Origin of the sequence: Aquimarina litoralis, from assembly GCF_019295435.1 — a bacterium.
In the GTDB taxonomy this organism is placed as follows: Bacteria; Bacteroidota; Bacteroidia; order Flavobacteriales; family Flavobacteriaceae; genus Aquimarina; species Aquimarina litoralis_A.
The window spans coordinates 1-25,162 of sequence record NZ_WEKL01000042.1; the positions used below are offsets into that span (position 1 = coordinate 1).

The 25,162-nt window shown below is 32.6% G+C and carries 23 protein-coding genes; 10 read left to right on the top strand and 13 right to left on the bottom strand.

The features are described from left to right. The coding region (locus GBO31_RS18185; RefSeq protein ID WP_219009893.1) for a TonB-dependent receptor at positions 1 to 845 on the bottom strand (845 nt) is incomplete at its 3' end. A 243-nt stretch (positions 846 to 1,088) separates the two neighbouring features. Between GBO31_RS18185 and GBO31_RS18190 the strand changes: the two genes are divergently transcribed. From GBO31_RS18190 to GBO31_RS18210, 5 genes are all read left to right on the top strand, one after another. Then, positions 1,089 to 2,228 (top strand): sensor histidine kinase, encoded by a 1,140-nt coding sequence (locus GBO31_RS18190; RefSeq protein WP_219009894.1) that lies wholly within the window; start codon positions 1,089 to 1,091, stop codon positions 2,226 to 2,228. Position 2,229: 1 nt separating this feature from the next. Then, on the top strand, positions 2,230 to 2,988 hold the full coding sequence (locus tag GBO31_RS18195; protein ID WP_219009895.1) for a LytR/AlgR family response regulator transcription factor: 759 nt from the start codon (positions 2,230 to 2,232) through the stop codon (positions 2,986 to 2,988). Between the two features lie 20 nt (positions 2,989 to 3,008). Next, positions 3,009 to 4,034 carry an SDR family oxidoreductase gene (locus GBO31_RS18200; RefSeq protein WP_219009896.1) on the top strand — a complete coding sequence of 342 codons (1,026 nt, stop codon included), beginning with the start codon at positions 3,009 to 3,011 and terminating at the stop codon, positions 4,032 to 4,034. A 94-nt stretch (positions 4,035 to 4,128) separates the two neighbouring features. Continuing rightward, a complete protein-coding gene (locus GBO31_RS18205) occupies positions 4,129 to 4,665 on the top strand; it encodes a DUF2306 domain-containing protein (protein WP_246615915.1) in 537 nt (178 codons plus the stop codon). A gap of 239 nt (positions 4,666 to 4,904) precedes the next feature. Beyond that, a complete protein-coding gene (locus tag GBO31_RS18210; protein ID WP_219009898.1) occupies positions 4,905 to 5,375 on the top strand; it encodes a hypothetical protein in 471 nt (156 codons plus the stop codon). A 70-nt stretch (positions 5,376 to 5,445) separates the two neighbouring features. Here the strand turns inward: GBO31_RS18210 and GBO31_RS18215 are convergent, their stop codons facing one another. Continuing rightward, positions 5,446 to 5,877, bottom strand: coding sequence for an Hsp20/alpha crystallin family protein (locus tag GBO31_RS18215; RefSeq protein WP_219009899.1), 432 nt, complete (start codon positions 5,875 to 5,877; stop codon positions 5,446 to 5,448). A gap of 211 nt (positions 5,878 to 6,088) precedes the next feature. Continuing rightward, positions 6,089 to 6,490 carry a TerB family tellurite resistance protein gene (locus GBO31_RS18220; protein WP_219009900.1) on the bottom strand — a complete coding sequence of 134 codons (402 nt, stop codon included), beginning with the start codon at positions 6,488 to 6,490 and terminating at the stop codon, positions 6,089 to 6,091. Positions 6,491 to 6,593: 103 nt separating this feature from the next. Between GBO31_RS18220 and GBO31_RS18225 the strand changes: the two genes are divergently transcribed. Further along, on the top strand, positions 6,594 to 6,860 hold the full coding sequence (locus GBO31_RS18225; RefSeq protein ID WP_219009901.1) for a DUF1456 family protein: 267 nt from the start codon (positions 6,594 to 6,596) through the stop codon (positions 6,858 to 6,860). Between the two features lie 78 nt (positions 6,861 to 6,938). After that, positions 6,939 to 8,546 (top strand): class I SAM-dependent methyltransferase, encoded by a 1,608-nt coding sequence (locus GBO31_RS18230; protein WP_219009902.1) that lies wholly within the window; start codon positions 6,939 to 6,941, stop codon positions 8,544 to 8,546. A 50-nt stretch (positions 8,547 to 8,596) separates the two neighbouring features. On the opposite strand, the gene GBO31_RS18235 is transcribed toward GBO31_RS18230, so the two are convergent. After that, positions 8,597 to 8,929, bottom strand: a complete 333-nt coding sequence (locus tag GBO31_RS18235; protein ID WP_219009903.1) for a hypothetical protein — start codon at positions 8,927 to 8,929, stop codon at positions 8,597 to 8,599. 320 nt (positions 8,930 to 9,249) lie between these two features. On the opposite strand from GBO31_RS18235, the gene GBO31_RS18240 reads away from it, so the two are divergent. After that, the gene (locus tag GBO31_RS18240; protein ID WP_219009904.1) at positions 9,250 to 12,498 is read left to right on the top strand and encodes a S41 family peptidase; all 3,249 of its coding nucleotides are present in this window, start codon (positions 9,250 to 9,252) and stop codon (positions 12,496 to 12,498) included. Between the two features lie 195 nt (positions 12,499 to 12,693). Here the strand turns inward: GBO31_RS18240 and GBO31_RS18245 are convergent, their stop codons facing one another. The 8 genes from GBO31_RS18245 to GBO31_RS18280 form a co-directional block, all read right to left on the bottom strand. Next, complete coding sequence (locus GBO31_RS18245; protein ID WP_219009905.1) at positions 12,694 to 13,206, bottom strand: PAS domain-containing protein; 513 nt, start codon at positions 13,204 to 13,206, stop codon at positions 12,694 to 12,696. 96 nt (positions 13,207 to 13,302) lie between these two features. Then, entirely contained in the window at positions 13,303 to 15,717 is a 2,415-nt protein-coding gene (locus GBO31_RS18250) for a TonB-dependent receptor domain-containing protein (protein WP_219009906.1), read from the bottom strand. Beyond that, complete coding sequence (locus GBO31_RS18255) at positions 15,698 to 17,059, bottom strand: HTTM domain-containing protein (protein WP_219009907.1); 1,362 nt, start codon at positions 17,057 to 17,059, stop codon at positions 15,698 to 15,700. The genes GBO31_RS18250 and GBO31_RS18255 overlap by 20 nt, the downstream gene beginning before the upstream one ends. Before the next feature lie 20 nt (positions 17,060 to 17,079). After that, positions 17,080 to 18,195: an imelysin family protein gene (locus GBO31_RS18260; RefSeq protein WP_219009908.1), complete on the bottom strand. Its 1,116-nt coding sequence runs from the start codon at positions 18,193 to 18,195 to the stop codon at positions 17,080 to 17,082. Positions 18,196 to 18,299: 104 nt separating this feature from the next. Further along, positions 18,300 to 19,532, bottom strand: coding sequence for a DUF4856 domain-containing protein (locus tag GBO31_RS18265; RefSeq protein WP_219009909.1), 1,233 nt, complete (start codon positions 19,530 to 19,532; stop codon positions 18,300 to 18,302). Positions 19,533 to 19,700: 168 nt separating this feature from the next. Next, positions 19,701 to 20,159, bottom strand: a complete 459-nt coding sequence (locus GBO31_RS18270; RefSeq protein WP_219009910.1) for a heme-binding domain-containing protein — start codon at positions 20,157 to 20,159, stop codon at positions 19,701 to 19,703. 15 nt (positions 20,160 to 20,174) lie between these two features. Continuing rightward, positions 20,175 to 21,041, bottom strand: coding sequence for a hydroxymethylglutaryl-CoA lyase (locus GBO31_RS18275; RefSeq protein ID WP_219009911.1), 867 nt, complete (start codon positions 21,039 to 21,041; stop codon positions 20,175 to 20,177). Between the two features lie 49 nt (positions 21,042 to 21,090). Beyond that, positions 21,091 to 21,717 (bottom strand): LysE family translocator, encoded by a 627-nt coding sequence (locus GBO31_RS18280; protein ID WP_219009912.1) that lies wholly within the window; start codon positions 21,715 to 21,717, stop codon positions 21,091 to 21,093. Positions 21,718 to 21,849: 132 nt separating this feature from the next. Between GBO31_RS18280 and GBO31_RS18285 the strand changes: the two genes are divergently transcribed. Further along, positions 21,850 to 22,761, top strand: coding sequence for a spondin domain-containing protein (locus GBO31_RS18285; RefSeq protein ID WP_219009913.1), 912 nt, complete (start codon positions 21,850 to 21,852; stop codon positions 22,759 to 22,761). Here GBO31_RS18285 and GBO31_RS18290 read toward each other — a convergent pair whose 3' ends face one another. Continuing rightward, the gene (locus GBO31_RS18290; protein ID WP_219009914.1) at positions 22,762 to 23,799 is read right to left on the bottom strand and encodes a quinone-dependent dihydroorotate dehydrogenase; all 1,038 of its coding nucleotides are present in this window, start codon (positions 23,797 to 23,799) and stop codon (positions 22,762 to 22,764) included. Positions 23,800 to 23,897: 98 nt separating this feature from the next. Here GBO31_RS18290 and pepT point away from each other — a divergent pair, with 98 nt between their 5' ends. Beyond that, on the top strand, positions 23,898 to 25,133 hold the full coding sequence (gene pepT, locus GBO31_RS18295) for a peptidase T (protein ID WP_219009915.1): 1,236 nt from the start codon (positions 23,898 to 23,900) through the stop codon (positions 25,131 to 25,133). The last annotated feature ends 29 nt before the right edge of the window (positions 25,134 to 25,162 follow it).

The following is a 25,162-nucleotide window of genomic DNA, read 5'->3' on the forward strand; positions in this document are numbered from 1 at the left end:
ACTAGTGAATATCTTCCTGCCACTAAAAAAGAACCATTGTTTTTTCCTAAAGGTCCTTCTGCCATTGCTTCAATTCCAGTGAAGATTCCAACTTGTCCTGTATATTCGTAATCATCTTTATTTCCTTTTCTAAAACCAAGATCGAACACACCTCCAATTGCATTTCCATATTCTGAAGGAAAAGCAGACGTTATAAAATCAGAGTTTTTTAGCAAATTAGGATTTAAGGCAGATACAGGTCCGCCAGTAGTACCTAATGTACTATAGTGATTTGGACTAGGAATAGGTACTCCTTCTAATCTCCATAGTAATCCCGTTGGCGAATTTCCCCGAATCACCACATCATTCCTGCTATCATCTGGCGCTGAAACTCCCGCAAAATTTGCCGCTAACCTACCGACATCACTTCTACCGCCTGAAAAACGTGTTACTTCTTCTAAACTGAATTGCCTGGCAGATACCGAAGTAAGTTTATTAATTGCTCTTGACTTATTTGTATCCGAAGTAATAATAACTTCATCTAAGCTATCAAAGGCTTCTGTTAACGAAACATTTACCACAGCATCTTTACCTGAGGTTACTACAATATTAGGTAATGTAATAGACTCAAAACCGATATAGCTCACTCTAATTATTTGCCTTCCTAGTGGTACATTTTCTAATGTGAAATACCCATCTAGGTCTGTAATAACACCTTTAGTTTCTGATGTATTTAATAATTCTACAGTAGCTCCTATTAATGGTGTTTCGGATTGTTTATCAACTACAAGCCCTTTAATAGTTCCTGTTTGCGCACTGAGGAAGGAAATACATAAAAATGTATACAATAACATTAATTTTTTCATCGATTTCTATTTTTTTAATTGTCAGACAGAATTTGCTACTAGTTATAGCCTATCTCATAGTCCTTTTTGATTTTACTCAAATCTGCTAACTTCATTGCAATGACCAAAACCAAAATCGAAGAGTCGTTATTTTTACTTTTGAAGTGTGTAAAACCCACTTTGAAGTCATTTCTCAGGAATATTTACGCGATTTTTCAGGTAAAATGATGTTTACGACAATTCAGACTGTTTTTTGACAATTCGATGAAAACTGATCCCGTAATTGATCCTTTGTTATGTATCTTTAACCATACTATTACATTTTATATGCTCAAAACAACTACTATAAAGAAATTAGGAATACGCTTTCTTATCATCAATGTGATATACTTTTTAATAAAGCTTACGATCGTTCATGATGAAAAAGATTCCATTTTTGATGCGCCAGGCGTATTCTATTATTGTAGTGCTTTTTTTCTATTTATGCTTGCCTGGGAAAGCAATGATTGGTTAGTAAGAAGACAACAATCCAAAAATGGTGGAGGACTTGATTTTAAACAAGGAATACAAATATTAGTTGTTAATCTTGCTATATGTCTTCCCGTTTCTGCGCTGGTATATTATTTAGCCATTTTTCAGTTTGATCAGATTTGTCAAATCGATGCTGATGATCCATGGTTACGATTTAGAATTGACTTTTTCAGAGCTGCCATTCTAGGGTTTGCTCTCATTATCTTCAACCTCTTTTATCATTCTTTACAACAGAAAAAGGAAATGGAAAATAAAATGAATGATATGCAGAAAGAAATTATGACCTCTAAATATAAATCTCTAAAGAATCAAATTAGTCCACATTTCTTATTTAACAGCCTAAATACCTTAACTTCTTTGATGTATGAAGATAGAGATTTAGCCTCTGATTTTGTTTCCAGATTAGCTACTTGTTATCGCTATATTTTGGATAATCGCGAAGAAGATCTGGTAAGTTTAGAGAAAGAACTTAGTTTTTTGGACTCTTTTATATTTATGATGAATGTAAGACATGAAGGAGCTCTTAGCATTACAACGCATATCTCTGTAAATCCAAAGGATTTTGTAATTCCCACACTTTCGTTACAAATGTTAGTAGAGAATGCATTAAAACATAATTACTATTCCAAGGAAAAGCCTTTAGAAATAAGTATCATTTCTGTTGAGAATTCTAGTTTGGTTGTTCAGAATAATCTACATGTTAGAAAGCGAAAAGAAGAATCCACAAAATTAGGTTTAAAAAACATAGAAAAAAGATATTCTTTCTATACAAATCAAAACGTAAATATAGAAACTCAAAATGGGTACTTTAAAGTAACCATTCCATTACTACCCAAAGACATAAAAGAAGTATCTATTGTAAAAGTATCCTAAGATGACAGCTGTAATTGTAGAAGATGAAAATTTTGCCTCCAAACGATTGGCATCTTTAATAGAAGAACTGGCTCCAGAAATTAAAATTATTGGGCAGATTACTTCTGTAGAGAATGGACGACAATGGTTTGATAATAATCCAATACCAGATTTGATATTTCTGGATATCCAACTAAATGATGGATATGGTTTTGATATTTTGGATATGTTAGAAGATCATCCACCAGTTATTTTTACTACTGCTTATAACGAATACGCTATTAGAGGGTTTAAATACAATGGATTGGATTATTTATTAAAGCCTATTGATAAAAACGATCTCGGTAATGCATTAAATAAATATCGAAAAACAAAATCTTCTAATGAAACCATTTTTGATGAGCAAAAACTAGCAACCATCAAAAATCTATTTAATAAAGAATACAAAAAGCGATTTATGATAAAGGTCGGCAATCAGTTCAACACTTTTAGTGTAGAAGACATTGCTTACTTTAAATCAAATGAAGGACTGATTTTTTTGCATTCTCATACAGGACAACAATACCCCATCGAATATTCCATAGATCAATTAGAAGAAATCTTGGATCCTGTACATTTTTTTAGAATCAATCGAAAATTTATGGTTTCTGTAAAATCTGTCATAGAAATTCACAGCTACTTTAATAGTAGACTACTTTTAAAATTGAAACCTCAGGAAGATGAACAAATTATTGTTTCTAGAGAAAGAACCTCGAATTTTAAAAAATGGTTAGACCTCTAATTTTATAAAAAACATTCAAAATGAACACTAAAAAAGTATTGTTAACAGGAGTTACTGGATTTTTAGGATCACATACAGCTATACAATTATTAAATAGAGGTTATAAAGTATTAGGTACCTTAAGAAATTTAGAACGTGCCTCTGAAATTAGAGAAGTTATAGCCCAAAAAACTACTCATATTGATAATTTAGAATTCGCTGAGGCAGATTTGTTAGATGAAGAAGTATGGAATGACCTGATTAGCGAAGTACAAGATATCATTCACATTGCATCTCCTTTCCCAAGAGAGTTACCTAAAAATGAAAATGATCTTATTCTTCCTGCAAAGAATGGAACCTTACATATTTTAAAAGCAGCCTCAAAGCATGGATTAAGGAGAGTTGTTTTAACATCATCATCAGGAGCTATTATCTATGGAAAGGATAAGTCTGACAGAAAAAATATATTTGATGAAAATAACTGGACGGATATCAGCAATACATTAGATTCTACGCCTTATTTTAGAAGTAAAACCATTGCTGAAAAAGCAGCTTGGGATTTCATAAAAAATGATACTAGCGGTTTAGAATTAACAACAGTATGTCCTGGAGCAATATTAGGACCTATATTAGAAAAGGATTTTGGAACTTCTGCCAATATAGTCATTAAAGCTTTGGACGGTAGTTCTCCTGCTATTCCGAGAATAGGTTTCGATATGGTAGATGTTCGATCTGTTGCTGATTTACATATCAAAGCATTAGAAGCTCCTGAAGCTGCAGGCGAAAGATTTGTATGCTCTGCAGGCTACGTGACTTTTAAAGAAGTAGCCAATATCTTAAGAGAAAATTATCCTAATAAAAAAGTACCAAAATTTACTTTGCCGGATTTTGCAGTTCGTTTATTTTCTAATATTGACAAAACTATTAAACCTATCTTAATTGACTTAGGTACAGAACGTAAAGTAAGTAATAATAAAGCTATAAAACTTTTAGATTGGAAACCAATTCCAGTAAAAGAAGCTATTTTAGCGTGTGCCGAAAGTGCGATAAAACTCAGTTTGGTTTAATATGCAAAGAGGTATTAAAATTTTATTCATCATATGCTGTATTCTAATCGGCTTATACCCTTTTGCTTACTTTTTTGTAAATCGCGAATTTGGCTTGCTTAGTACTAAAAGCACAGAACTTTTATTAGATAACATATGGAATATTGCCTTTTATCTTCATATTATTTTAGGTGGGATCTCATTACTAATTGGATGGATACAATTCAGTGAAAAAATAAGAGCTACCAACATTAAATTGCATAAAATTTTTGGTAAAATCTATGTAATCTCTGCGTTGATCAGTGGATGTGCCGGAATATATATTGGCTTTTTTGCTACCGGAGGTTTGATTGCTTCTTTAGGTTTTATCAGCTTGGGAATCATATGGACAATGACTACTTATTTTGGATATGCACACATTCGAAAAGGAGCTGTCCAAAAGCATGAAAAGCTAATGTATTTTAGTTTTGGAGCTTGTTTTGCCGCCGTTACTTTAAGAATTTGGTTACCAATTCTTACTATTTCATTTGGTGATTTTATAATTGCCTATAAAATTGTTGCTTGGTTATGTTGGGTACCTAACTTGCTAGTTGCTTACTATTTGCTTTGCAAAAAAGAGCAAAAAAACAACAAAATCAACTTATCAATATAGGTTTGATTTTTAGTTATCTATAAGATTTTTCTTTCAATAAATTACGGGGAAATCTCACAAAATTATATACATATAAGACATACAACTTACTGATTAATTTACTAATTTAGTAGTTCACAAATCATACAGGTTTCAGTAACTCTTCGAAACCAAAACTATATCATTAAATTTTAGGGCTTAGTATTAAAATTACAGCTAATAGACTGTATATAAATTAGTATTAACATAAAACACCCCTAATGAAACTAATTTTACTATCCCTATTTACCAGTGTTTTTGCCATTGGTGAACCCAAAACTAAAATAGTGTCTAATGTAGAAGGCATATTTATTACTTCTACAGATCCTATTTCTGGTAGAACCCTAATGATAGAAGAAGATGAATATTCGGTTTGGGTATATGTATTAAACAAAGATAAGCAAGGAATCGATTTTGACGGATTTCTTTGTTCTGTAGTAGATCCTGAATCTATAACTATAAGTCCGCAAGAGGCTACCAAAAATGGAAATGCTCCTCCGCTAACTACTGATTATGCGAACAAGTTCAGTTACATTAAAAATTTGAAATCAAAAGATATCAAAGTCTATTGGAAACAAAATAGAATTGAAATCAAACTAAAAAAAGAAATTTATCTTATCATGGATTTAGAGGACAAAATAAGTTATTCTAAAGCATTATCAAAAGATTGTTATTACGGTAATAGTTTATAAAATACCAAAAACGCCCTCAAAATGGAGGGCGTTTTACGTAACATTAACTAACTAACTTAAGTCTCACAACTTATGAAATTTCTATTGAGCGCTTCGGCTGTACTTTTGCTTCTTCTTTTTTAGGGAGTGTTACCAATAATACTCCATTATCATAAGAAGCTAAGATATCAGTTACATTTACGGTATCAGGTAAATTAAATGATCTCTTAAATGTGCTATAACTAAATTCTTTTCTCGTGTAATTATCTTTTTCTTCTTTAGTCTCATTTTTTCTTTCTGAAGAAATCGTTAATACATCATTATCTAGTTCTATATTAAAATCTTCTTTCACCAATCCTGGTGCTGCTAATTCGATAACAAATTCGTTATCACTTTCTTTTACATTAACTGCTGGAGTATTGAACCCAATTTTGTGCTCGTTGATACTTCCTCCAAACCAATCTGTATTAAAAATGTCATCAAAAATAAATGGTAATCTGTCTGCTCTTTTTATTAAACTCATTGTATTTTATTTTTTAAGTTATTCTAGATTTAAATTCAATTAGTATATAGCAATTTGAGTTCCATTGTAATTTTTATGTCATTTTGTCATTTTCGTTATATTAAAAACTGTCATATTGACACCTTATCTTGTTCTGATATGACAAAAACACATAAAAAAACCTCCAGACTTTCATCTGAAGGTTCCTTATAAAGGTTGAGATTACTTTTTTCTAATTATAGAATCTTGTAAAAATAGCAATCAGCTCATTTGGAGGGATCACTTTATTGGGATATTTGTGCATTTCTTTTAAAACAGTATCTATTGCTTCTGGTCGTAGTCCCATATGCAATCCCATTTCTCTTATCTTATCTATTTCTGTAGGACTAGTTTCCTGATCCACATTCATCAATAATACTAATCTATGAAACTGAAGTATTCGTTGCGATTCTGGCTGTAAGTTCTTTTTCTTTGCATTATTTCTTACCAAATATCCAATTTCTTCTTCTGTAACATCCAATTGTGAGGCTACCGCCAAAATAAAATTATATTCTTCATCTTTAATTTCTTTATCTGCTTTTGCAAATTCAATCATTTCAGATAACAAGCTCAATTTCTCCTCCTTAGTATACATATTCTTTTCTAAATTTTAAGGGTACAAATATCTTATAATCATATTTGTTATGAAACATAAAGGATATTTTTCTTGAAGTCAATTAAAAAAGTACCTTTGCGCCATGGGTTTGACAAACAATGACATTTTCAAGAAATTACGAGTAGCTCATAAATTACGTGATGATGAAATCGTAAAAATTTGTGCTTTGGTTGATTTTAAAGTTACTAAAAGTGAGCTAGGTGCTATTTTCAGGAATGAAAATCATCCTAAATATATGGAATGTGGTGATCAGATTCTACGTAACTTCCTCAATGGATTGATCATTCATTTAAGAGGCCCAATGCCCGAAAAAAAATCCGGACCACATTCTCCTAACAAGAAAAGATAAGTTTCTTCTTATAAAATAAATGCTTAATTTGTATGTCTCGATATTATCAATGTACTCAACCATACCAATTAAATATTTATGCTCACAAAACAGGAAAAACAAACATTCCGAGAAGAATTGTTTAGACATTTAGATGGAATTGCCATTGCTCCAGTAGCCTATTCACTTCTAAAAAATGGAATCACGGATTATGTTAGTAATCATTCAGAAGTTTCTGTATCAGAAATCTCAGAACATTTCAAAGGCAATTCCGGATACATCAACGTTGCTTTAAGAATGCTATCATCTCAAGGATGGTTAGATTACAAAATAGCAGATGACATTCCAGTTGTTACTGTTAATGAGAATACGAAAATAGCATTTGATCATTTTCATTTATATGAAGGCGTTGTAGATCTTTTGGAATATTCTGGTAAGTTTCATCATCGAAAATTTGAGCTAGAGCCTTTTCGAAAATTAGAGAAATTATTTCATCAATATCAAAACTCTTTTGATATCACTTTTTCTAAAGATAGCCGCACCAAAACAATACAATCACAGATTTTAAAACATATTGAAGGCATTTTGGTAGGACCTACCATTGTTCATTTAGGTATGGGTGGTATGTTTCATAAATATTTTATGGAAGCATCATTTAGTGCTGATGAATACCATAAGTTTCCAGAAAGTTTCGATACTATTCTTAGTTTTTTAGCCCATTTAGGATGGTTTAGCAAGAATAACGAGAACTACACTTTTACCAGCAAAGGATTATTTTTCGCAAAAAGAGCCACCGCATATGGCGTAACTGTTTCTTACATTCCTATGTTTAGACGAATGGATGAACTTTTGATTGGCGATCCAAACATTTTATGGAACATGGAAAAAGACACTGACGAAACTCATGTAGATCGTGAAATGAATGTTTGGGGAAGTGGTGGCGCGCACTCTACTTATTTTAAAAAGATTGATGAAATTATTATCCGTTTATTTAATAAACCTTTAGATGAGCAACCAAAGGGAATTTTGGATATGGGTTGTGGTAATGGTGCTTTTCTAATTCATCTTTTTGATATCATTGCTACCAAAACATTGAGAGGAAAACACTTGGATGATCATCCTCTATTTTTAGTAGGTGCTGATTATAACAAAGCCGCATTAAAAGTTACAAGAGCTAACTTGATACAAGCAGATATATGGGCAAAAGTAATTTGGGGTGATATCAGTGATCCCGATCTGTTAGAAAAAGATTTAAAAGAAAATTACAATATAGCACTCAAAGATCTTTTGTCGGTTAGAACTTTCTTAGATCACAATAGAATCTGGAGTGAACCCAACACCTCATTAGATGCTCCAAGTAGTTCATCTGGAGCATTTGCTTATAGAGGAAAACTACTGTCTAATAATGATGTGGAAAGAAATTTAAAAGATCATTTCAAAAAATGGGAACCTCATATTGCAAAATTTGGACTCATTGTAATTGAACTACATACCATTCCTCCAGAAATTACTGCGCAACATATAGGAAGTACAGCTGCTACAGCGTATGATGCAACTCATGGGTTCTCGGATCAATATATTTTAGAAATCAGCTCTTTTCTTAAAATTATAAACGAAGTTGGACTGAAAAGTAATCAGGATTATTTTTCTAAATTTCCTAATTCAGATTTGGCAACTGTAAGTATTAATTATATTACTGGGAAATAAAAAATCCCGGGTGATGAATCCGGGATTTTTATTTTTCACATATGTAACTTTTAAGAAGCCACTACTCTCACTGGCATCGTATAAAACTTAATACCTGTAGCTGGCTTTGTCTCTAATTTTTGATAGTTTAATCTTTTTTTGATAAAACCTTCAACCATATTACTATCTGAATCTACAGAAAGCACTACGATCTCACCTTTATTATTTAAGGTAAAAGTAACACTAGCTTCAATTTCATCTTCAACCTTAAACGAAGGATTTTCTAATAATTCTTTAATTTCATTAGTAAAACCTGTTTCAGATTTTGTTGGTTTTGTACTGGCACTTGCAACACTACTGATTGCAAAAGCAACTGCTAACAGCATAACATTTAATTTTTTCATTCTATTCGTTTTTTAATGATTTATGCTAATAAGACGAACCTAAATCAGGGATTGTTACAGCAGTAAAATAGCTTTAACAACAGATTAACAAACTAACAAACAACAGTTTGCGGAATTTATAGTTTCATTAAAACTATTTTTATTGGTAAAAAAATCTGTATATAAGAACGCTAGGATCATATACTTTTATTCCCCATTCATTTTAAAAGGCATATACCGTTAATTATTTTAAAATTTGATTAACAAAATCCAACATATAAAAACTTAAATTCAGCAATTGTACATACAAATCACATAAATTATCATCAATCATAAAGCTTATGAAACAATTAAATTCAATCTTTTACACAGTATTCTTTTTAGCAATTCTGTATTCTTTTAAATCTTATGCCACAGATCCTAAGGATACAAGAATGTTGCATACACCAGCAATTAGTCAATCACATATCGCATTTATTTATGCGGAAGATCTATGGATTGCAAATTCTGATGGCTCTCAACCACGTAGATTAACCATAGATAAAGGAATAGAATCCAATCCAGTTTTTTCACCTGATGGTAAGCACATTGCTTTCAATGCAGAATATGATGGAAATGTGGATGTTTTTATCATTCCTGTAGAAGGAGGTATTCCTAAAAGACTTACCTGGCATCCTATGAGGGATACTACTTTAGGTTTTTCTCCTGATGGTAATGCTGTGCTATTTAATTCACAAAGAGCTATTCATACCAATCGATATTCTAAACTTTATACAGTTCCGGTTGCTGGAGGTTTTCCTACAGAACTAGAAATACCGAATGCTTGGCATGCCACCTATTCGCCTGATGGAAAATATATGGCATATACCCCTATCAGAGAACGTTTTCAGCAATGGAAAAATTACAGAGGAGGTACTACCGCTAATATTTGGTTATTCTCATTTAATGATAAATCAATTGTTAAAATCCCACAGCCAAAAGGAGGAAGCAATGATGTACAACCTATGTGGATCAATGGTAAGGTATACTTTTTAAGTGATCGTAATGGAGAATTTAACTTGTTTTCTTATCAAGTAGCTTCAAAAACAATCGAACAGCTTACTCAATTCGACAAATTTCCTATTATTAATGCAGATTTAGGAGATAACAAAATTATTTTTGAACATGCTGGCTACCTTCATACTTATGACATCAGTACAAAAGCAATTACTAAATTGACTGTAGGAATTGCTACAGATCTTTTAGAATTACGAGAACGATATGTAAATGGCTCTCGGTATGTTCGTTCTGCCGATATATCACCATCAGGAAAACGAGCTGTTTTTGATTACAGAGGAGAAGTGATAACAGTTCCTGAAAGTAAAGGAGATCCAAGAAATCTAACAGAAAGCCCTGGAAGTCATGAAAAATATCCTTCCTGGTCTCCTGATGGAAAACATATTGCCTATTTCTCTGATAATTCAGGAGAATATGAATTACATATCAAATCACAAGATGGTAAAGGAGAGCTTAAAAAATTCACGATATCCGGAACTGGATTTTACGCTTTTACTAGCTGGTCTCCAGACAGTAAAAAAATTAGCTTTTCTGATAATGGAAGAAATTTATACATATTAGATATTGCTTCTAAAAAAGTTTCTAAAATTGCTAATGATGAATACTATGTTCCAGGTCCTTTTAGAAACCTATTTGGTGATTGGTCGAATGATTCTAACTGGATGTTGTATACAAAGATCATCGATTCCAACTTTGAGCAGGTATTTTTATATCATCTAAAAGACTCAAAATCATATCCTATCAGTGATGGATTGAGTAATGCCTCCAATCCCGTTTTTGATCCTAGTGGAGATTACATTTATTTCTTTGCTTCTACAGATGCTGGACCTGTTGTAAACTGGTTTGATCAGTCCAATCAGGATATGAACGCTACTAGTTCTATATACTTAACTACACTTAGAAAAGATATCATTTCTCCTTTTGCCAAAGAAAGTGATGAAGAAGAAACTAAAGAAGAAGAAAAATCATCAGAAAGTGAAGAGGCAGAAAAATTATTAAAAATTGATCTAGATGGTATTCAAAATAGAATAATTGATCTTCCCATACGGGCTGGTAATTATTACGGATTAAATTCTGGTGAAACTAGTAAAATCTTATATGTTTCCTGGAATCCATTAGATCGTTCAGCACCTTCTTCACTTCATCAGTATGATCTAATAGAACGTAAAGATTCTAAGGTGATGGATCTAGATGATTATGTTATCTCTGCCAACGGTAAAAAAATGCTTTACCAAAAAAGAGATACTTGGGGAATCACAGATACAGGAAAAAAACCAAAAGCTGGAAAAGGCATTCTAAAAGTCGATGGCATCGAAGTAAAAATGAATCCAGCTAAAGAATGGAAAAACATATTTGAAGAAGCCTGGAGAATTAATAGAGATTATTTTTACGATCCAGGAATGCATGGTTCTGATTGGAAAGGAATGAAAAAGAAGTATGAACAATTTCTACCACATTTATCCTGCAGAAATGACCTGAATAGAGTAATACAATGGATGTGTAGCGAATTAGCTGTAGGACATCACAGATTACAAGGTGGTGGAGAAAAATTGAACACTCCTAAACAAATTCCTGGAGGTCTATTAGGTGCAGATTATGAAATAAAGAACAACAGATATAGACTTAAGAAAATTTATGGTGGTTTAAATTGGAATCCAAATTTAAGATCCCCTTTAACTGAACCAGGAATTTTAGTGAATGAAGGAGATTATTTATTAGCTGTAAATGGGATCAATCTAGAAAGCTCAACAAATATTTTTAGCGTTTTTGAGAATACTGCCGATAAAATTACAGAAATAACTGTTGGACCTAATGCTTCATATAAAGATTCTAGAATAGTAAAAGTCACTCCTATTGCCAGTGAGTATAGATTACGCAATCGAGATTGGGTAGAAGGCAATCTCAAAAAAGTGCATGAAGCCACTAACGGACAAGTTGCTTACGTATATGTCCCAAACACTGCAGGAGCTGGGCATGAATATTTTAAAAGATATTTCTTCCCACAGGCAAATAAAAAAGCTATTATTATTGATGAGCGTTTTAATGGTGGTGGTCAAATAGCAGATTATTATATCAATCTATTACTAAATCCTTATCAATCACATTGGAATTTTAGGTATGGGAAAGATTTAAAAACACCAAGTGCTTCGATTCAAGGTCCTAAAGTAATGATCATAGATGAAACTGCTGGATCTGGTGGTGATATGTTACCATGGATGTTCCGAAAATTCAAAGTTGGACAAATGGTAGGTAAACGAACTTGGGGAGGTTTAGTCGGTGTTTTAGGATTTCCAGAATTCATTGATGKTGCTAGTGTCACAGCTCCAAATGTCGCAATTTGGACAGAAGATGGCTTCATTGTAGAAAATGTTGGAGTTGCACCAGATATTGAAGTAGATCAATTACCATCTGAAGTGATTAAAGGAAAAGATCCTCAATTGGAAAAAGCTATAGAGGTAGTTTTAAAAGAGTTGAGAAATAATCCACCAAAAGAATATAAAAGGCCACCTTATCCTAAAAGAGCTAGTCATTAAACTGAAACTTTGAAACAAGAGTAGATTATTTATAAACTAAAATATAATAACCAAACTTACACTATTAACAATGTGGGTTTAGGGCAAAACATATTTGTCTTGAACTCACATTTTTATAATAACATATCGTATAATTACAAAAAGAATAATGCTAATAAAAACTAGTTAAACCTGATTGAAAATACCTAGAAAATTCTATGCAGCTTGCTCAAATGCTATATAATTGATTAATCTACCTTTTTTGTCACGTACCGGATATCCCTTGATATGGCATAAGTACGTAGATCTATCTTTTTTATAGTTAACAATGGAAACTTCAAACGGTTCTTCGTTGTCGATAGCAGCACGAATGGTTTTAGATATATTCCTGTCAGTTCGTGTCCCTTGAAACATTTTTGGTGAATTACCTATGACTTCTTCTGGAGTATAACCACTCATTTTCTCAATATTTCGAGTGGCATATACAATTTGTAAATCAGGATTCGTAATTACAATAACGGATTCTTTGTGTACCAACTCATTATGATATACATTCTCGAAATCCCACTTTTTAGTGATCTTATTTAAGTTATCAAGATCATTTTTATAATTATGTAAGCGCCAATTGTGCTCACTATAAAATTCCCAACTCGCAAGTGGCAAAATAAAAGATGGAACAGAATCATAATATTCTGCCATCATATTGTCATATCCTTCAAACTCCTTCATAATGTTGGTTTTGAGCAAATGTATCCATTAAATTGGTAATAGTTAATTGAACAAAAGTTAATTATACAAGTAAACAAACGTTAAATACACTATAAATTACCATTTAAATTGTAATGTAGTATACCATGTTAACGGTTCTGAAGGAATGATTCCTGGTCCAGGATAACCCGTAGCTCTTTGTGTAAAATAACTTTCATCTAAAAGGTTATTAATTCCTGTTTCCAGTTTAAACATTTTATAGGTATACGACAAAGAAAGATCTACAATAGAATATGCAGGTATTGTACCAATAATACCACTTGGACTAGGTGTTGTTGAGTTTTCAGCATCTGAAAACTGCTCTGATAAATATGAATACTGCATAGATGCAAGCAAGTTTTTCCAGCCGAATTTTAATCCTGTTTTTATATTTACATTTGGAACAAATTCTACCTCTCTATCGGTATTATTATATTTAGAATTAACTAGAGAAGTATTTAAAAACCAATTAAAACTTGTTGTTTCATTATTTTTCAATAACAACTTGTTTAGGTTTACATCTACTAAAGATTCTAATCCATACATAGTAGCATCTCCAACATTGGTTCTAAAATTTTTTACACTCCCGTCATCTTGTGCTTGTTGAATTACACCTATTCTGTCATTATAAAACAACCCAAAAAAGCCAATATCATAAGAAACTAAGCTATTTATTTTCCCTCTAAATCCTATATCTGCAGTAAATCCAGATTCATCAGTAATATCAGGATCTACTCTAAAAGAAGGATTTACAATATTAATATCTGAAAAGGTAACAGATCTATAATTTTCTGAAATGTTACCATATATTTCTAAACCATCAAATGGTTTGTAACTACTCCCTAAACCAAGCAAAACAAATGATCTTTCAAAAGTTCGATTATCGGGCATAATTTCATCTCTGATCACATTTCCTGCCAAATCGGTAACAATTGTTCTTGACGCTCCAGCTACTTCAGTTTTTATATACTCAAACCTAAAACCAGGTGTGATAGAAAAAGTATCTGAGAACTTAAAAATATTTTCTCCAAAAACAGCTATATTCTGATTAGGATAATCAAAATCTGATTGAATTGGATACGTTGGAAATTCATCATTCACAAATTCAAAATCCGGACCTGTTCCATTAGATCCTGGTCCTTGTCTTTCGGCATTCTCCGCTTGGTAATATTTTGCTCCAATTAAAAAAATTGACTCTTGATCCAATAAATTATAGCGTGACAAAAATCTAGCTTCTGCCCCAAAGTTCACAAATTCTCCTTCGATTAGATCTCTAGGACTATCCAATTGATCTGGCTGATCTACTCGATTCGTTCTAAAACCTAAAGCTGTTCTAGAAGCATCTAATCCAAATAGATTAATACTTAGATCTGTTTTTTCTGAAAACTTATGATCTAATCGTAAAGAAAATAATTTCCAATCTACTTTAAACCAATTTCGTGTTCTATTGCTTTGACTAGGATCTTCCTCGAATCTAATATCAGAAAGACCACCAGGCTGTTGCGCTAAATAATTTAGATAGGTAAATTCTCCCGTTAATTTCGTCTTATCAGTAAGTTGATATCCTAAATGACTATAAAAATTCCTGGAATCAAATTGAGTATTGGGTCTAAAACCTTCTCCTTCCTTATAATTAAAATAAGTATAATAGCTAAACTTCCCAACTGTTCCACTCAAGCTATTAAAACTATTAAACAAATTATAAGAACCAATGGTCTGACGTGAAACTATCTCTATCTTTTTATTAGGATTAGGTTCTTTCATTTTAAAATTAATCAATCCTCCAAACTGTGTTCCATATTGTAAGGAGGCTGCCCCACGAACTACCTGAATTTCTTGCAACGCTTCCGCAGGAGGTGTATAATAACTTTCTGGATATCCTAGAACATCAGCACTGATATCATATCCATTTTGTCTGGTATTAAAATTTGCTGTACGGTTAGGATCTAACCCTCTTCCCCCTATATTTAATTGCAATCCGCCTACGCTATTCTCATAGATGTTTAGACCTGCTACTTGTGCATAAATTTGTCTTGCATTATTGGAAGCTAAGTTACCTTGTACATTACTTAGTAGCACTACTTCGCTCTTTTTACCAGCATAAATAGCTGTTCCTTCTACGGGTTTTAACTGTTTAAGACCAAAAACTTTTTCTTTACGTTGTGTAACCACAACTTCAGATAATTCTTCTCCCAAAGGTTTTAAAACAAAATTGATTTCTACATTATCCGAAACAGTAATTTGACGTTCTAGAATTTCATAATCAAAACTAAAAACAGACAAATAACAGATACCTTCCTCAACCTCTATAAATTCGAAACTACCATCTCCTCTAGTAATTGTTTGATCTCCAGTAGATCTATTATATACTTCTGCACCTTGAACCGGTTGATTATCTTGATTTTTTACAACTCCTTTAATAGAATACTGCGCTGAAGCTACCGCTGCACTAAATAAAAAAAGCACAACTACTTTACAATCCCTTAATCTCATCCTTAAATGGAATAATCCACGTTTTATGTTTAAATGACTCTTTTTGTTTCCCTAGATCCACATTTGGATCAATATATTGACTGCTTAATCTACCATTAAGCGCTACATAACTTTCTACAAACACCTGTACATTCTGATGACCTTGACTTTCAAAATGTTCTTTGAGATAATGCGCATACTCCAAAATAAAATCAGGCTGTGTTGCCATTTGTTTTTGTTGAAATGGAGTTAAAAAATCATCATTATCTACATAAAATCGTTTCCCTGTCTCTTTATTTACAATCTTAAAATTGGCATATCCAGCTTTTTCCATCAACATTACTCTCCATGAAAAACGATACCCTTCTTCTGTCCAAAACAGTTCTCCTGGATATAGCATGTAACGAAACGGCAAAAGTAACTGGATTACAAAAAACAATCCCAAGATTGGGATTATTATTTTCATCATGTTTTGGGAATAAACAAAGGATTTAGCACTATCCAAATTCGATTTACTCACTGCAAATATTTTGGAGATCCAGCTTATTATCTTATGATGAATATTTGCATCAAAAAAGATGGTAGCCCCTACAATCATTATGTATGGGAACATTCCTATTGGGAAAAGCACTCTGGTTAGCACATGAAACAACACTACAAAACCAAAAGCAACAACTCTTGTTTTTCTATACAACAGAAGAAATGGAATAGCGAGATCATAAATAGCACCAAAATAACTAAATGCATAATGTACCCATTCTTGTTGCATTAGATCTCCAATCAACGGAATATCGTATTTAGAAGGCAACCATATTTTAAGAGGCATTGCATTTACCAACCAGTCTGAATTCAGTTTGGTCAAACCGGCATAAAAATACACAATCCCTAAAAGCAATTTTATAGCATCAACTGTCCAAGTGGGTATTTTTTGATAAGATATTCGGCTAATTTTAGCATCTAAAGAATAATAAGCATTAGCTGGTAAAAAAATCAACAAGAAGCTAAGAACACTTATGAAATAGTAATGATTAAGATAAGTTGTCTTATCCATCAATTCTATATAGGTAAAGCTTAAAAAAAAGGCAATGATCGCTATTCTATATTTAAACCCAAGGGTTATACAGATACTAGAAATAGCACATATAATAAAAACTAGATAGGTATAATTACCAATGGGTTTCACAAAATCGAAACCATAATATGAAAAGAAAAAAGTAGGTTTTACATATAACTTTTCTATCCATCCATAACTCCAAAAACGAATAATACTAATGAACATCATCAAACCAAAAAAAATACGAAAGACTGCAAGTGGTGCAGCCTCCGTATTCTTTTTAAAATATTCACTTAGTCGATAATTCATAGGGTATTCAGAGAATGAGTTTAATCTCCATCCGCATCTACAAAATCAACATTCACCGATATTGCTTGTAACATATCTACTTTAATCAGAACCACATTCTTTTGAAGTTCATCATAGGTGTTAAGCATTAAGCTATTATTTGTTCGAACTTGTTCTGAGAAATCGTTACTTAGATTGGTAGCCGTAGTTCTTGCTACATTAAATTGATTATTAATCAATGTGCTCAAATCCTCACCTTCTTTAATCGTATTTAGAAAATCCAAGTATGTTTTAAGACTTTGACCAGTAGCACTACTAGAAAAATGTTCTCCATTAAAAAAATCTTGTAATGCATCTAAATTGGCATTAAACAACATTTTTGAAATATCTCCCTTGTAAAAACCTTCTACTCTATCCTCTAATGGAGTTCCTGAAAACACACCTGCAGGAATACCAATTTTTCCAGCTCGAAGATGCTTTTCATAATGAAAGATAAAGTCGTTTACTATTCGATCTACAGAACTTGTTGCTGAAGATCCACTGTTATTTACAAAAGTATCTCTATAATTAGTTGTCCAATCTGTAACAACCTGAGATGTCAACGCATCCATTCTATCAACAATATCCGTTAGATAACTTTTATAAGTATCTCCATTCGAAACATCTGCAAATACGGCAACAATATTAGCATCAGAATCTGCAATTCCATTAATCAAATAATCTACCGCTCCAAATCCTTGCTCATCCTGAAGATTTATAGAAGAAAGATCATACATTCCTGAAGAAATATTACTTTCTATATTAGCAGTATTTACAGGATAAACATTCATAAAATTTCTATAGGATATTGCTTCTGCCATACCGATCTCGAACATACTTATTGACTGCCATGAAACAAAAGCACTAAGCCAAGCTTCTCTTAAAGCAACAAGATTAGTTTCGTTCGTGGTAGTTGTAAAATTAGATGCTGCTGTTTTAAAAGCAGACATATCAGAAGAAAAGTTTTGATATGCAGGTACTATAATATTATCTGCTAGATTTTCTAGCATAGCTTCTCTGTCAAAGTTATCTACTGTTACTCCTCCATCATCACTTGATGAGCATGCTACCATTATGAGTGCAAAAACAAACACTGATAAAAACCAAAACTTCTTCATCTTATTTTTATTTATTCTTAATAAATTTTTGCAAATGTAAAAAAAGAGGTTGAATAGTTATTTACGATTCACCTCTTTTTTTTATACTTTATGATTTGTTGATACTAATTTGTACTTCCTGCTTGTGCAACTGTAAAACTAAATTCAGCAGCAATTGTATCTGATAGCGTATCTAAGGTTGCTGGAGTTACATCCCAAAGACCGTTTGTAGCTCCCATTAGTTGATCCAATAAACTTTCTACTTCCGATTTACTAAAGTATGGCTGATTTGTAATCGGATTTCTAGTAAACTGAAGACTATATATGAAACCARATCCTTCTGATAAATCGTGGAAAACACTTGCATAATCTATTGTTCCAGCTTCTAAACCGTTTTTACCCTGCTGTAAGTAATACACTGCTCTTATCCCGATGATCTCAGAAACTTTTTCTCTTACGATCGCCGCTTGCGCATCTCTCACTGTATAATTCTTTGCTACAATCGCAGCTCTACCTAATTTTAATGCATCATAGATCTCAGCAGCAATCCCTTCAAAGTCAGGATCACCTTCTACTCTTCCAATATATTTATTTAGGAAACTATCAGCATCACCAATAGTAGGATTAGGATTTGCAGGATCAGCAGACGCTCCATATAAATATCCATATGCTTCGTCCCACTTATGTTCCATAGTTGTATACACTTGACCATCTGCTACAACATCATTATCATTGTTTGCCACATTATCAGCTTCATCCAAAACAGCGGTTCCTAAATAATTATTTAGTGCTTGGTCTGTCATTAAAGCTCCGATCAAACTTTTTGTAAATGCTTGATCATACTCTAATCCTTTCGCATTTACATAACGCTCTGATCCTCCACCAGCTTCTTGAAGAACACCAGCATTTCCAGAAGTAGCGGTTACTCCCCAATTTGGAAATACTTCATCAATCTGTCCTTTGATCCAAGCATCAAAATCTGCTTTAATTTCGGCTGCATCTGTAGCATTCGAAGAAAAATAATCTCTAGAAGCTGCTGTTTTTCCTCTTACACTTTTATCTGAAGCATTTAGTGCTGGATCATTAAAATCATCAGCATTTTCTTGATGATCAAACATAGCATCAACGATGGCTTCAGTAGTAGCTGTATTTTTAAATTGACCTATAATGGCTTCTGCCATTGCAATCCTTGTAGTTTGTCCGCTAAAGCTTACAGTACTTTGTCCATCACGTTCGAAAACATAGGTTGCTGGTGCTTCCACCTGAACAACTGAAGTATTATCATCATCTGAAGAACAAGAAGCTAAAACGATTGCCCCTGTTACACCTATTACTTTGGCTATATTTTTAAAATTCATTGCTTTTTATTTAGACTTAATTTAAATAGTTAATGTGGTGCAAATATATCCATCCAGAAATATTCTGCAAACTTTATTTGTAATAAATCTAAATAAAATTAAAGTTTTAACAATTTCGTAAAACTAGGCAGGTATTTTAAAAATATATTAGAGAACTAAAATTCAATACTAATTGGGTTTATATTTTTTCCTTAGGTTTTGAACCCAATTGATCAATATTTCTTTTTCGTCATCCTCTAAGTTTCCATGTGTCCAAGTGTATGAATCCAATGGCATTTCTCCTTCTTCTACTTCTTCAATGAGTTCGTCTAATTTATGATCTTTCTTTTTATCTGAATATTGCTCCCATTCAGATACATTAAAATGCTCTTTACCTTCATCAATATGGTGTGATAACCAATAGGATACTGGAGCAATATTTGCATACCAAGGATAGATGGTTTGGTTGCTATGACAATCATAACAGTTGCTTTTCAATATTGCTTGTATTTCTGGAGTTGGTTTTGTTTCTATTTCAAAATAAGCTACAGATTCGTATCCAGCTTCATTTCTATCTGGTCGTATAAATTGCATAATAACCAGTACAACCAATACTAATAGCCCTACTTTTTTTAAGATACTTTTCATTGTGTGATGTGTTAGTTAGTGGTATTTAGTAAATATTTTAGTTGCTTCATTATGAGAAGCTTCAAAACTCATTGTTTTTATATTGGTATCCGCTTTAGCCGTTGTAAAATAAGATAGCATCCTCTCGGTCGGCATGTTACCCGTTAGTTCATCTTTTGCCATCGGACAGCCTCCAAACCCTTGTATAGCACCATCAAACCTTCTACAACCAGCTTTATAAGCAGCATCTACTTTTTCATACCAAGTAGTTGGAGTTGTATGCAAATGTGCTCCAAATTCTATATCTGGGTATTTAGGAATAAGATTTGAATACAGATAATTAATAGTTTCTGGGTTCGAAGTTCCGACTGTGTCAGAAAGCGACAATATCTTCACTCCCATATGACTTAATTTCTCCGTCCACTCACCTACTATCTCCACATTCCAGGGATCTCCATAAGGATTACCAAATCCCATCGACAAATATGCCACTACTTCTTTATTCGCTTTATCTGCCAAGTTTAAAATTTCTTGTAAGGTTTCTACCGACTGTGCAATAGTTTTATGCGTATTCCGCATTTGAAAATTTTCCGAAATTGAAAATGGATACCCTAAGTAGTCTATCTCATTATGCTGAACCGCATCATTTGCTCCACGAACATTTGCAATAATTGCTAGTAATTTACTTTCTGTAGTAGAAAGATCCAATTTAGAAAGTACCTCAGCCGTATCTACCATTTGAGGAATTGCTTTTGGAGAAACAAAACTTCCGAAGTCTATCGTATCAAATCCGCAACGTAATAATGATTGTATATATTGAACTTTTTTTTCTGTAGGAATAAAGTCTTTGATGCCTTGCATAGCATCTCTAGGACATTCAATAATTTTTATTTTTTCAGCCATTTACGAGCCTCTATCTAAAAGAAATTCAATTAAGAGTATAAAAATATGATTATTTTTCAGAAAATAGTATAAAAATTCCAATTCCTATGAAGACAATGATCTGTAGCCATTTTAAGAACAGACCTACTTTGGAGTTATCTCTTACATAATCAGAAATATAGCCAGCTGCTATTGCTATTCCACCAAATACAAGAAAAGATACTAGAATGAATATAAATCCTAACACATAAAACTGAATAACATTGCTTAGCTCTTCACTAAATAAAAAACCAGGAAAAAAAGCCAAAAAGAAAATAGAAACTTTAGGATTCAAGACATTCATTATGAAACCTTGTTTAAATAATTGACCTAAACTTTTCTTTTCCACAGTACTTTCTGAAAACTGAATAGAAGCACTGCCTCTCCAAACTTTGTAAGCTAAAAAAAGAAGATACAAAGCGCCAGCTAACTTTATTATAAAAAATAACACTTCACTTTGTTGGATAATCACTGAAACTCCAAAAGCAACTAAGGTAGTATGCACTAAACATCCAGTCATTAAACCAGCTACAGTAGCTAAGCCATACTTTTTTCCGTTAACCATGCTTTGCATTAAAACGTAGATATTATCAGGGCCTGGAGAAATTGATAATGCTGCTGTTGCAATCATGAAAGTGTATAAAATTTCAAAATTCATTGATTTCGTGTAAGGTTTTGATAAAATAAACGACCCCTCAAAAATATATATTCTTCCAAACAATTTAGGGTAATTTACCATTCAACTGTTTAGAATATATAACACAAATCACTCTAACCAATAACCACACAAATGAAAAAGCTTATACTCAAAACTATTTTCCTATTATTTTGTTTTCACACTTTCGGGCAAACCTCAGCTACATATGATATTGTTTTTACTAGCAACTGGGAATCTCATGGAACACTTCCTGGCAGTGCGCACTTTACGGAATTGGTAGGAGCTACTCATAATTCTAGTGTTACTTTTTTAGAAATGGGAGGTTTAGCTACTCCAGGAATTGAGCAAGTAGCGGAAACGGGAGGTTTTAATGTTTTTGAATCAGAAGTTAATACTGCGATCAATGCTAATAATGCAGATCAATTTATAGAAGGTCCAGATTTATTTTTTAATGGACCTGGCAGAACGATTACGATTAGCAACTTAACTGTAAGTTCTGAGTTTCCATTAGTAAGTTTAGCTTCGATGCTAGCACCAAGTCCTGATTGGATGATTGCTGTAAATAGCGTTTCTTTAATTGATAATGGTGGCCAATGGATTCCAGAAATTACAATGGATTTATTTACTTATGATGCGGGTACAGAAGAAGGAAATGGCTACAGTTTAAATAATAGTCCAACAAATCCTCATGAGCCAATTTCATTAGTGGATCATTCTAATACTCCTCTAATAAACGAAAAAATAGGAACTATTGTTTTTACTCAAAAACAATTAAATGTTCAAGAGTTTAATAATAAAAAAGAGGCGATCACCATATCACCTAACCCAAGTAATGGTAATATTTCTATTCTAAGCGGAAGTTCCACCAATATAAAGGAAATAGAAGTATACAATGTACTCGGTAAACAAGTTAGGCGTTACGATTTTAAAAATAGTAACAATACTATCAATTTAGATTTAACGAATTTAAATTCTGGAATTTATCTAGTACGTCTATTTACCGAAGCTGGAAGAATAGAAACTCAGAAGGTTATCCTACGATAATTATAAACCTTTTGCAATTACTGCTTTATTGATATCTCTTATCAGTTTAGGTCCTTCATAAATAAAACCGGTATAGATTTGTACCAAGCTTGCTCCTGCTTGTAATTTTTCTACAGCATCGGCTGCGCTATGGATTCCTCCTACTCCAATAATTGGAAATGATCTATTACTTTTTTCTGATAAATATTTGATAACAGCGGTACTTTTGTCTTTTATCGGTTGACCACTAAGACCTCCGTTACCAATTTCATCTAATCGCTCATTTGAAACTTTTAATGCTTCTCTAGAAACAGATGTATTACTTGCTATTACACCATCAAGTTTAGTTTCTTGCACCAATTCAACAATTTCGTCTAACTGGTTTGTATTTAAATCCGGAGCGATCTTTAATACAATTGGCTTTTGAGTATCAAAAGTTCTATTTTTCTCTTGTACCGCTTCAATTAATTCTATTAAATAATCTTTATCATTTAGCTTTGCATGACTACTCACATTTGGGCAGCTAACATTTAGCACAAAATAATCCACATAAGGATGTAAAGCTTCAAAACACTGCAAATAGTCTTTTGTATAATCTTCTGGAGAAGTATCAGTATTTTTTCCAATATTTCCACCAATAATAAGCTTTCCTTGATTTTTCTTTAATTGAGTGATTGCAGCTTCAAGTCCTTCATTATTAAATCCCATTCGATTAATAATCCCTTTATCTTCTTTTAACCTAAACAATCTCTTTTTAGGATTTCCAACTTGTCCTTTGGGAGTAACTGTGCCTATTTCGATAAAACCAAAACCAAAATTGGCCAATTCGTTATACAACACAGCATTTTTATCAAATCCTGCAGCTAATCCTACTGGATTTTTAAATTTTAATCCGAAAACCTCTCTATGCAGTCCCGTGCCTTTCACAAAATATCGAGAGCGAATTAAGGAAGAGACAAAAGGAAGTCGAGAAATAAATTTTATCAAACTAAACGTAAAGTAGTGTACTTTTTCTGGATCGAATTGAAATAGAATTGGACGAATTAATGTTTTATACATTCCAATATAGTTTTGGCTGCAAAAATAACTTTATAAAGCTTCTTATAAAAGTATATGAATATGTATTTTTGAAATCTTCAAGTAAAAAATTCCTCGCTATGATTCCTAAAAAACATATTATTGATCGATTTATAAGTTACGTTACTATAGATACAGAAAGTGATCCAAATAGTGATACCACTCCTAGTTCTAAGAAACAATGGGATCTTGCGAATAAATTAGTTGAAGAATTGAAATCCATTGGGTTAAAAGATGTAACTATTGATGAAAATGCATACATCATGGCTACATTACCTTCTAATGTAGATCATGAAGTAGCAACAATTGGTTTTATTTCACATTTTGATACTACTCCAGATTTCACTGGAGCGAATGTAAATCCACAGATCATAGAAAGTTATGATGGTAAGGACATTGTACTAAATGAAAAGGAAAATATTATTCTATCTCCTGACTATTTTGAAGACTTAAAATTATACAAAGGACAAACGTTAATAACCACAGATGGAACTACTCTTTTAGGAGCGGATGATAAAGCTGGAATTGCTGAAATAGTATCAGCAATGGAGTATTTGATACAACATCCTGAGATCAAACATGGAAAAATCCGAGTAGGATTCACTCCTGACGAAGAAATTGGAAGAGGAGCTCATAAATTCGATGTTGAGAAATTTGGAGCGGAATGGGCTTATACTATGGATGGAAGTCAGATTGGAGAATTAGAATATGAGAATTTCAATGCGGCTGGAGCAACGGTTACTATAAAAGGAAAAATAGTTCATCCAGGATATGCAAAAGGAAAGATGATTAATAGTATGTATATCGCTCAAGATTTCATTAACTCTTTACCTCGATTAGAAACTCCTGAACACACCAGTGGTCGCGAAGGATTCTTCCATTTACATACTATGAATGGAGAAGTAGAAGAAACCAAGCTACATTATATTATTAGAGATCATGACAAAGAGCATTTTGAAGCTCGCAAGGAAATGATGTCTAAACTTGGTGATGAATTGAATAGACAATATGGAAAAGATGTTATCAATGTTGAGATTAAAGATCAATATTATAACATGAAAGAAAAGGTAGAACCTGTGATGCATATTGTAGACATTGCTGAAGATGCAATGAAACAACTTGGCATCACTCCGCTTATTAAACCAATTCGTGGCGGAACGGATGGTTCACAATTGAGTTATATGGGATTACCATGTCCTAATATATTTGCTGGAGGTCATAATTTTCATGGACGATATGAATATGTTCCTGTTGAAAGTATGATAAAAGCAGTAGAAGTAATTGTAAAGATAGCAGAGCTTACTGCAAAAAGATAATTCGTACTTTATCGGAATTTTATTTCTTT

Excerpts from the sequence above, each read along its gene's own strand:
- GBO31_RS18250 (WP_219009906.1), bottom strand. The coding sequence starts at position 15,717 with ATGAGATTAAGGGATTGTAAAGTAGTTGTGCTTTTTTTATTTAGTGCA.
- GBO31_RS18290 (WP_219009914.1), bottom strand. The coding sequence starts at position 23,799 with ATGTATAAAACATTAATTCGTCCAATTCTATTTCAATTCGATCCAGAA.
- GBO31_RS18190 (WP_219009894.1), top strand. The coding sequence starts at position 1,089 with ATGAAAACTGATCCCGTAATTGATCCTTTGTTATGTATCTTTAACCAT.
- GBO31_RS18255 (WP_219009907.1), bottom strand. The coding sequence starts at position 17,059 with ATGAATTATCGACTAAGTGAATATTTTAAAAAGAATACGGAGGCTGCA.
- GBO31_RS18260 (WP_219009908.1), bottom strand. The coding sequence starts at position 18,195 with ATGAAGAAGTTTTGGTTTTTATCAGTGTTTGTTTTTGCACTCATAATG.
- GBO31_RS18235 (WP_219009903.1), bottom strand. The coding sequence starts at position 8,929 with ATGAAAAAATTAAATGTTATGCTGTTAGCAGTTGCTTTTGCAATCAGT.
- GBO31_RS18275 (WP_219009911.1), bottom strand. The coding sequence starts at position 21,041 with ATGGCTGAAAAAATAAAAATTATTGAATGTCCTAGAGATGCTATGCAA.
- GBO31_RS18270 (WP_219009910.1), bottom strand. The coding sequence starts at position 20,159 with ATGAAAAGTATCTTAAAAAAAGTAGGGCTATTAGTATTGGTTGTACTG.
- GBO31_RS18215 (WP_219009899.1), bottom strand. The coding sequence starts at position 5,877 with ATGAGTTTAATAAAAAGAGCAGACAGATTACCATTTATTTTTGATGAC.
- GBO31_RS18210 (WP_219009898.1), top strand. The coding sequence starts at position 4,905 with ATGAAACTAATTTTACTATCCCTATTTACCAGTGTTTTTGCCATTGGT.
- pepT (WP_219009915.1), top strand. The coding sequence starts at position 23,898 with ATGATTCCTAAAAAACATATTATTGATCGATTTATAAGTTACGTTACT.
- GBO31_RS18195 (WP_219009895.1), top strand. The coding sequence starts at position 2,230 with ATGACAGCTGTAATTGTAGAAGATGAAAATTTTGCCTCCAAACGATTG.
- GBO31_RS18200 (WP_219009896.1), top strand. The coding sequence starts at position 3,009 with ATGAACACTAAAAAAGTATTGTTAACAGGAGTTACTGGATTTTTAGGA.
- GBO31_RS18220 (WP_219009900.1), bottom strand. The coding sequence starts at position 6,490 with ATGTATACTAAGGAGGAGAAATTGAGCTTGTTATCTGAAATGATTGAA.
- GBO31_RS18245 (WP_219009905.1), bottom strand. The coding sequence starts at position 13,206 with ATGAAGGAGTTTGAAGGATATGACAATATGATGGCAGAATATTATGAT.
- GBO31_RS18280 (WP_219009912.1), bottom strand. The coding sequence starts at position 21,717 with ATGAATTTTGAAATTTTATACACTTTCATGATTGCAACAGCAGCATTA.
- GBO31_RS18285 (WP_219009913.1), top strand. The coding sequence starts at position 21,850 with ATGAAAAAGCTTATACTCAAAACTATTTTCCTATTATTTTGTTTTCAC.
- GBO31_RS18225 (WP_219009901.1), top strand. The coding sequence starts at position 6,594 with ATGGGTTTGACAAACAATGACATTTTCAAGAAATTACGAGTAGCTCAT.
- GBO31_RS18230 (WP_219009902.1), top strand. The coding sequence starts at position 6,939 with ATGCTCACAAAACAGGAAAAACAAACATTCCGAGAAGAATTGTTTAGA.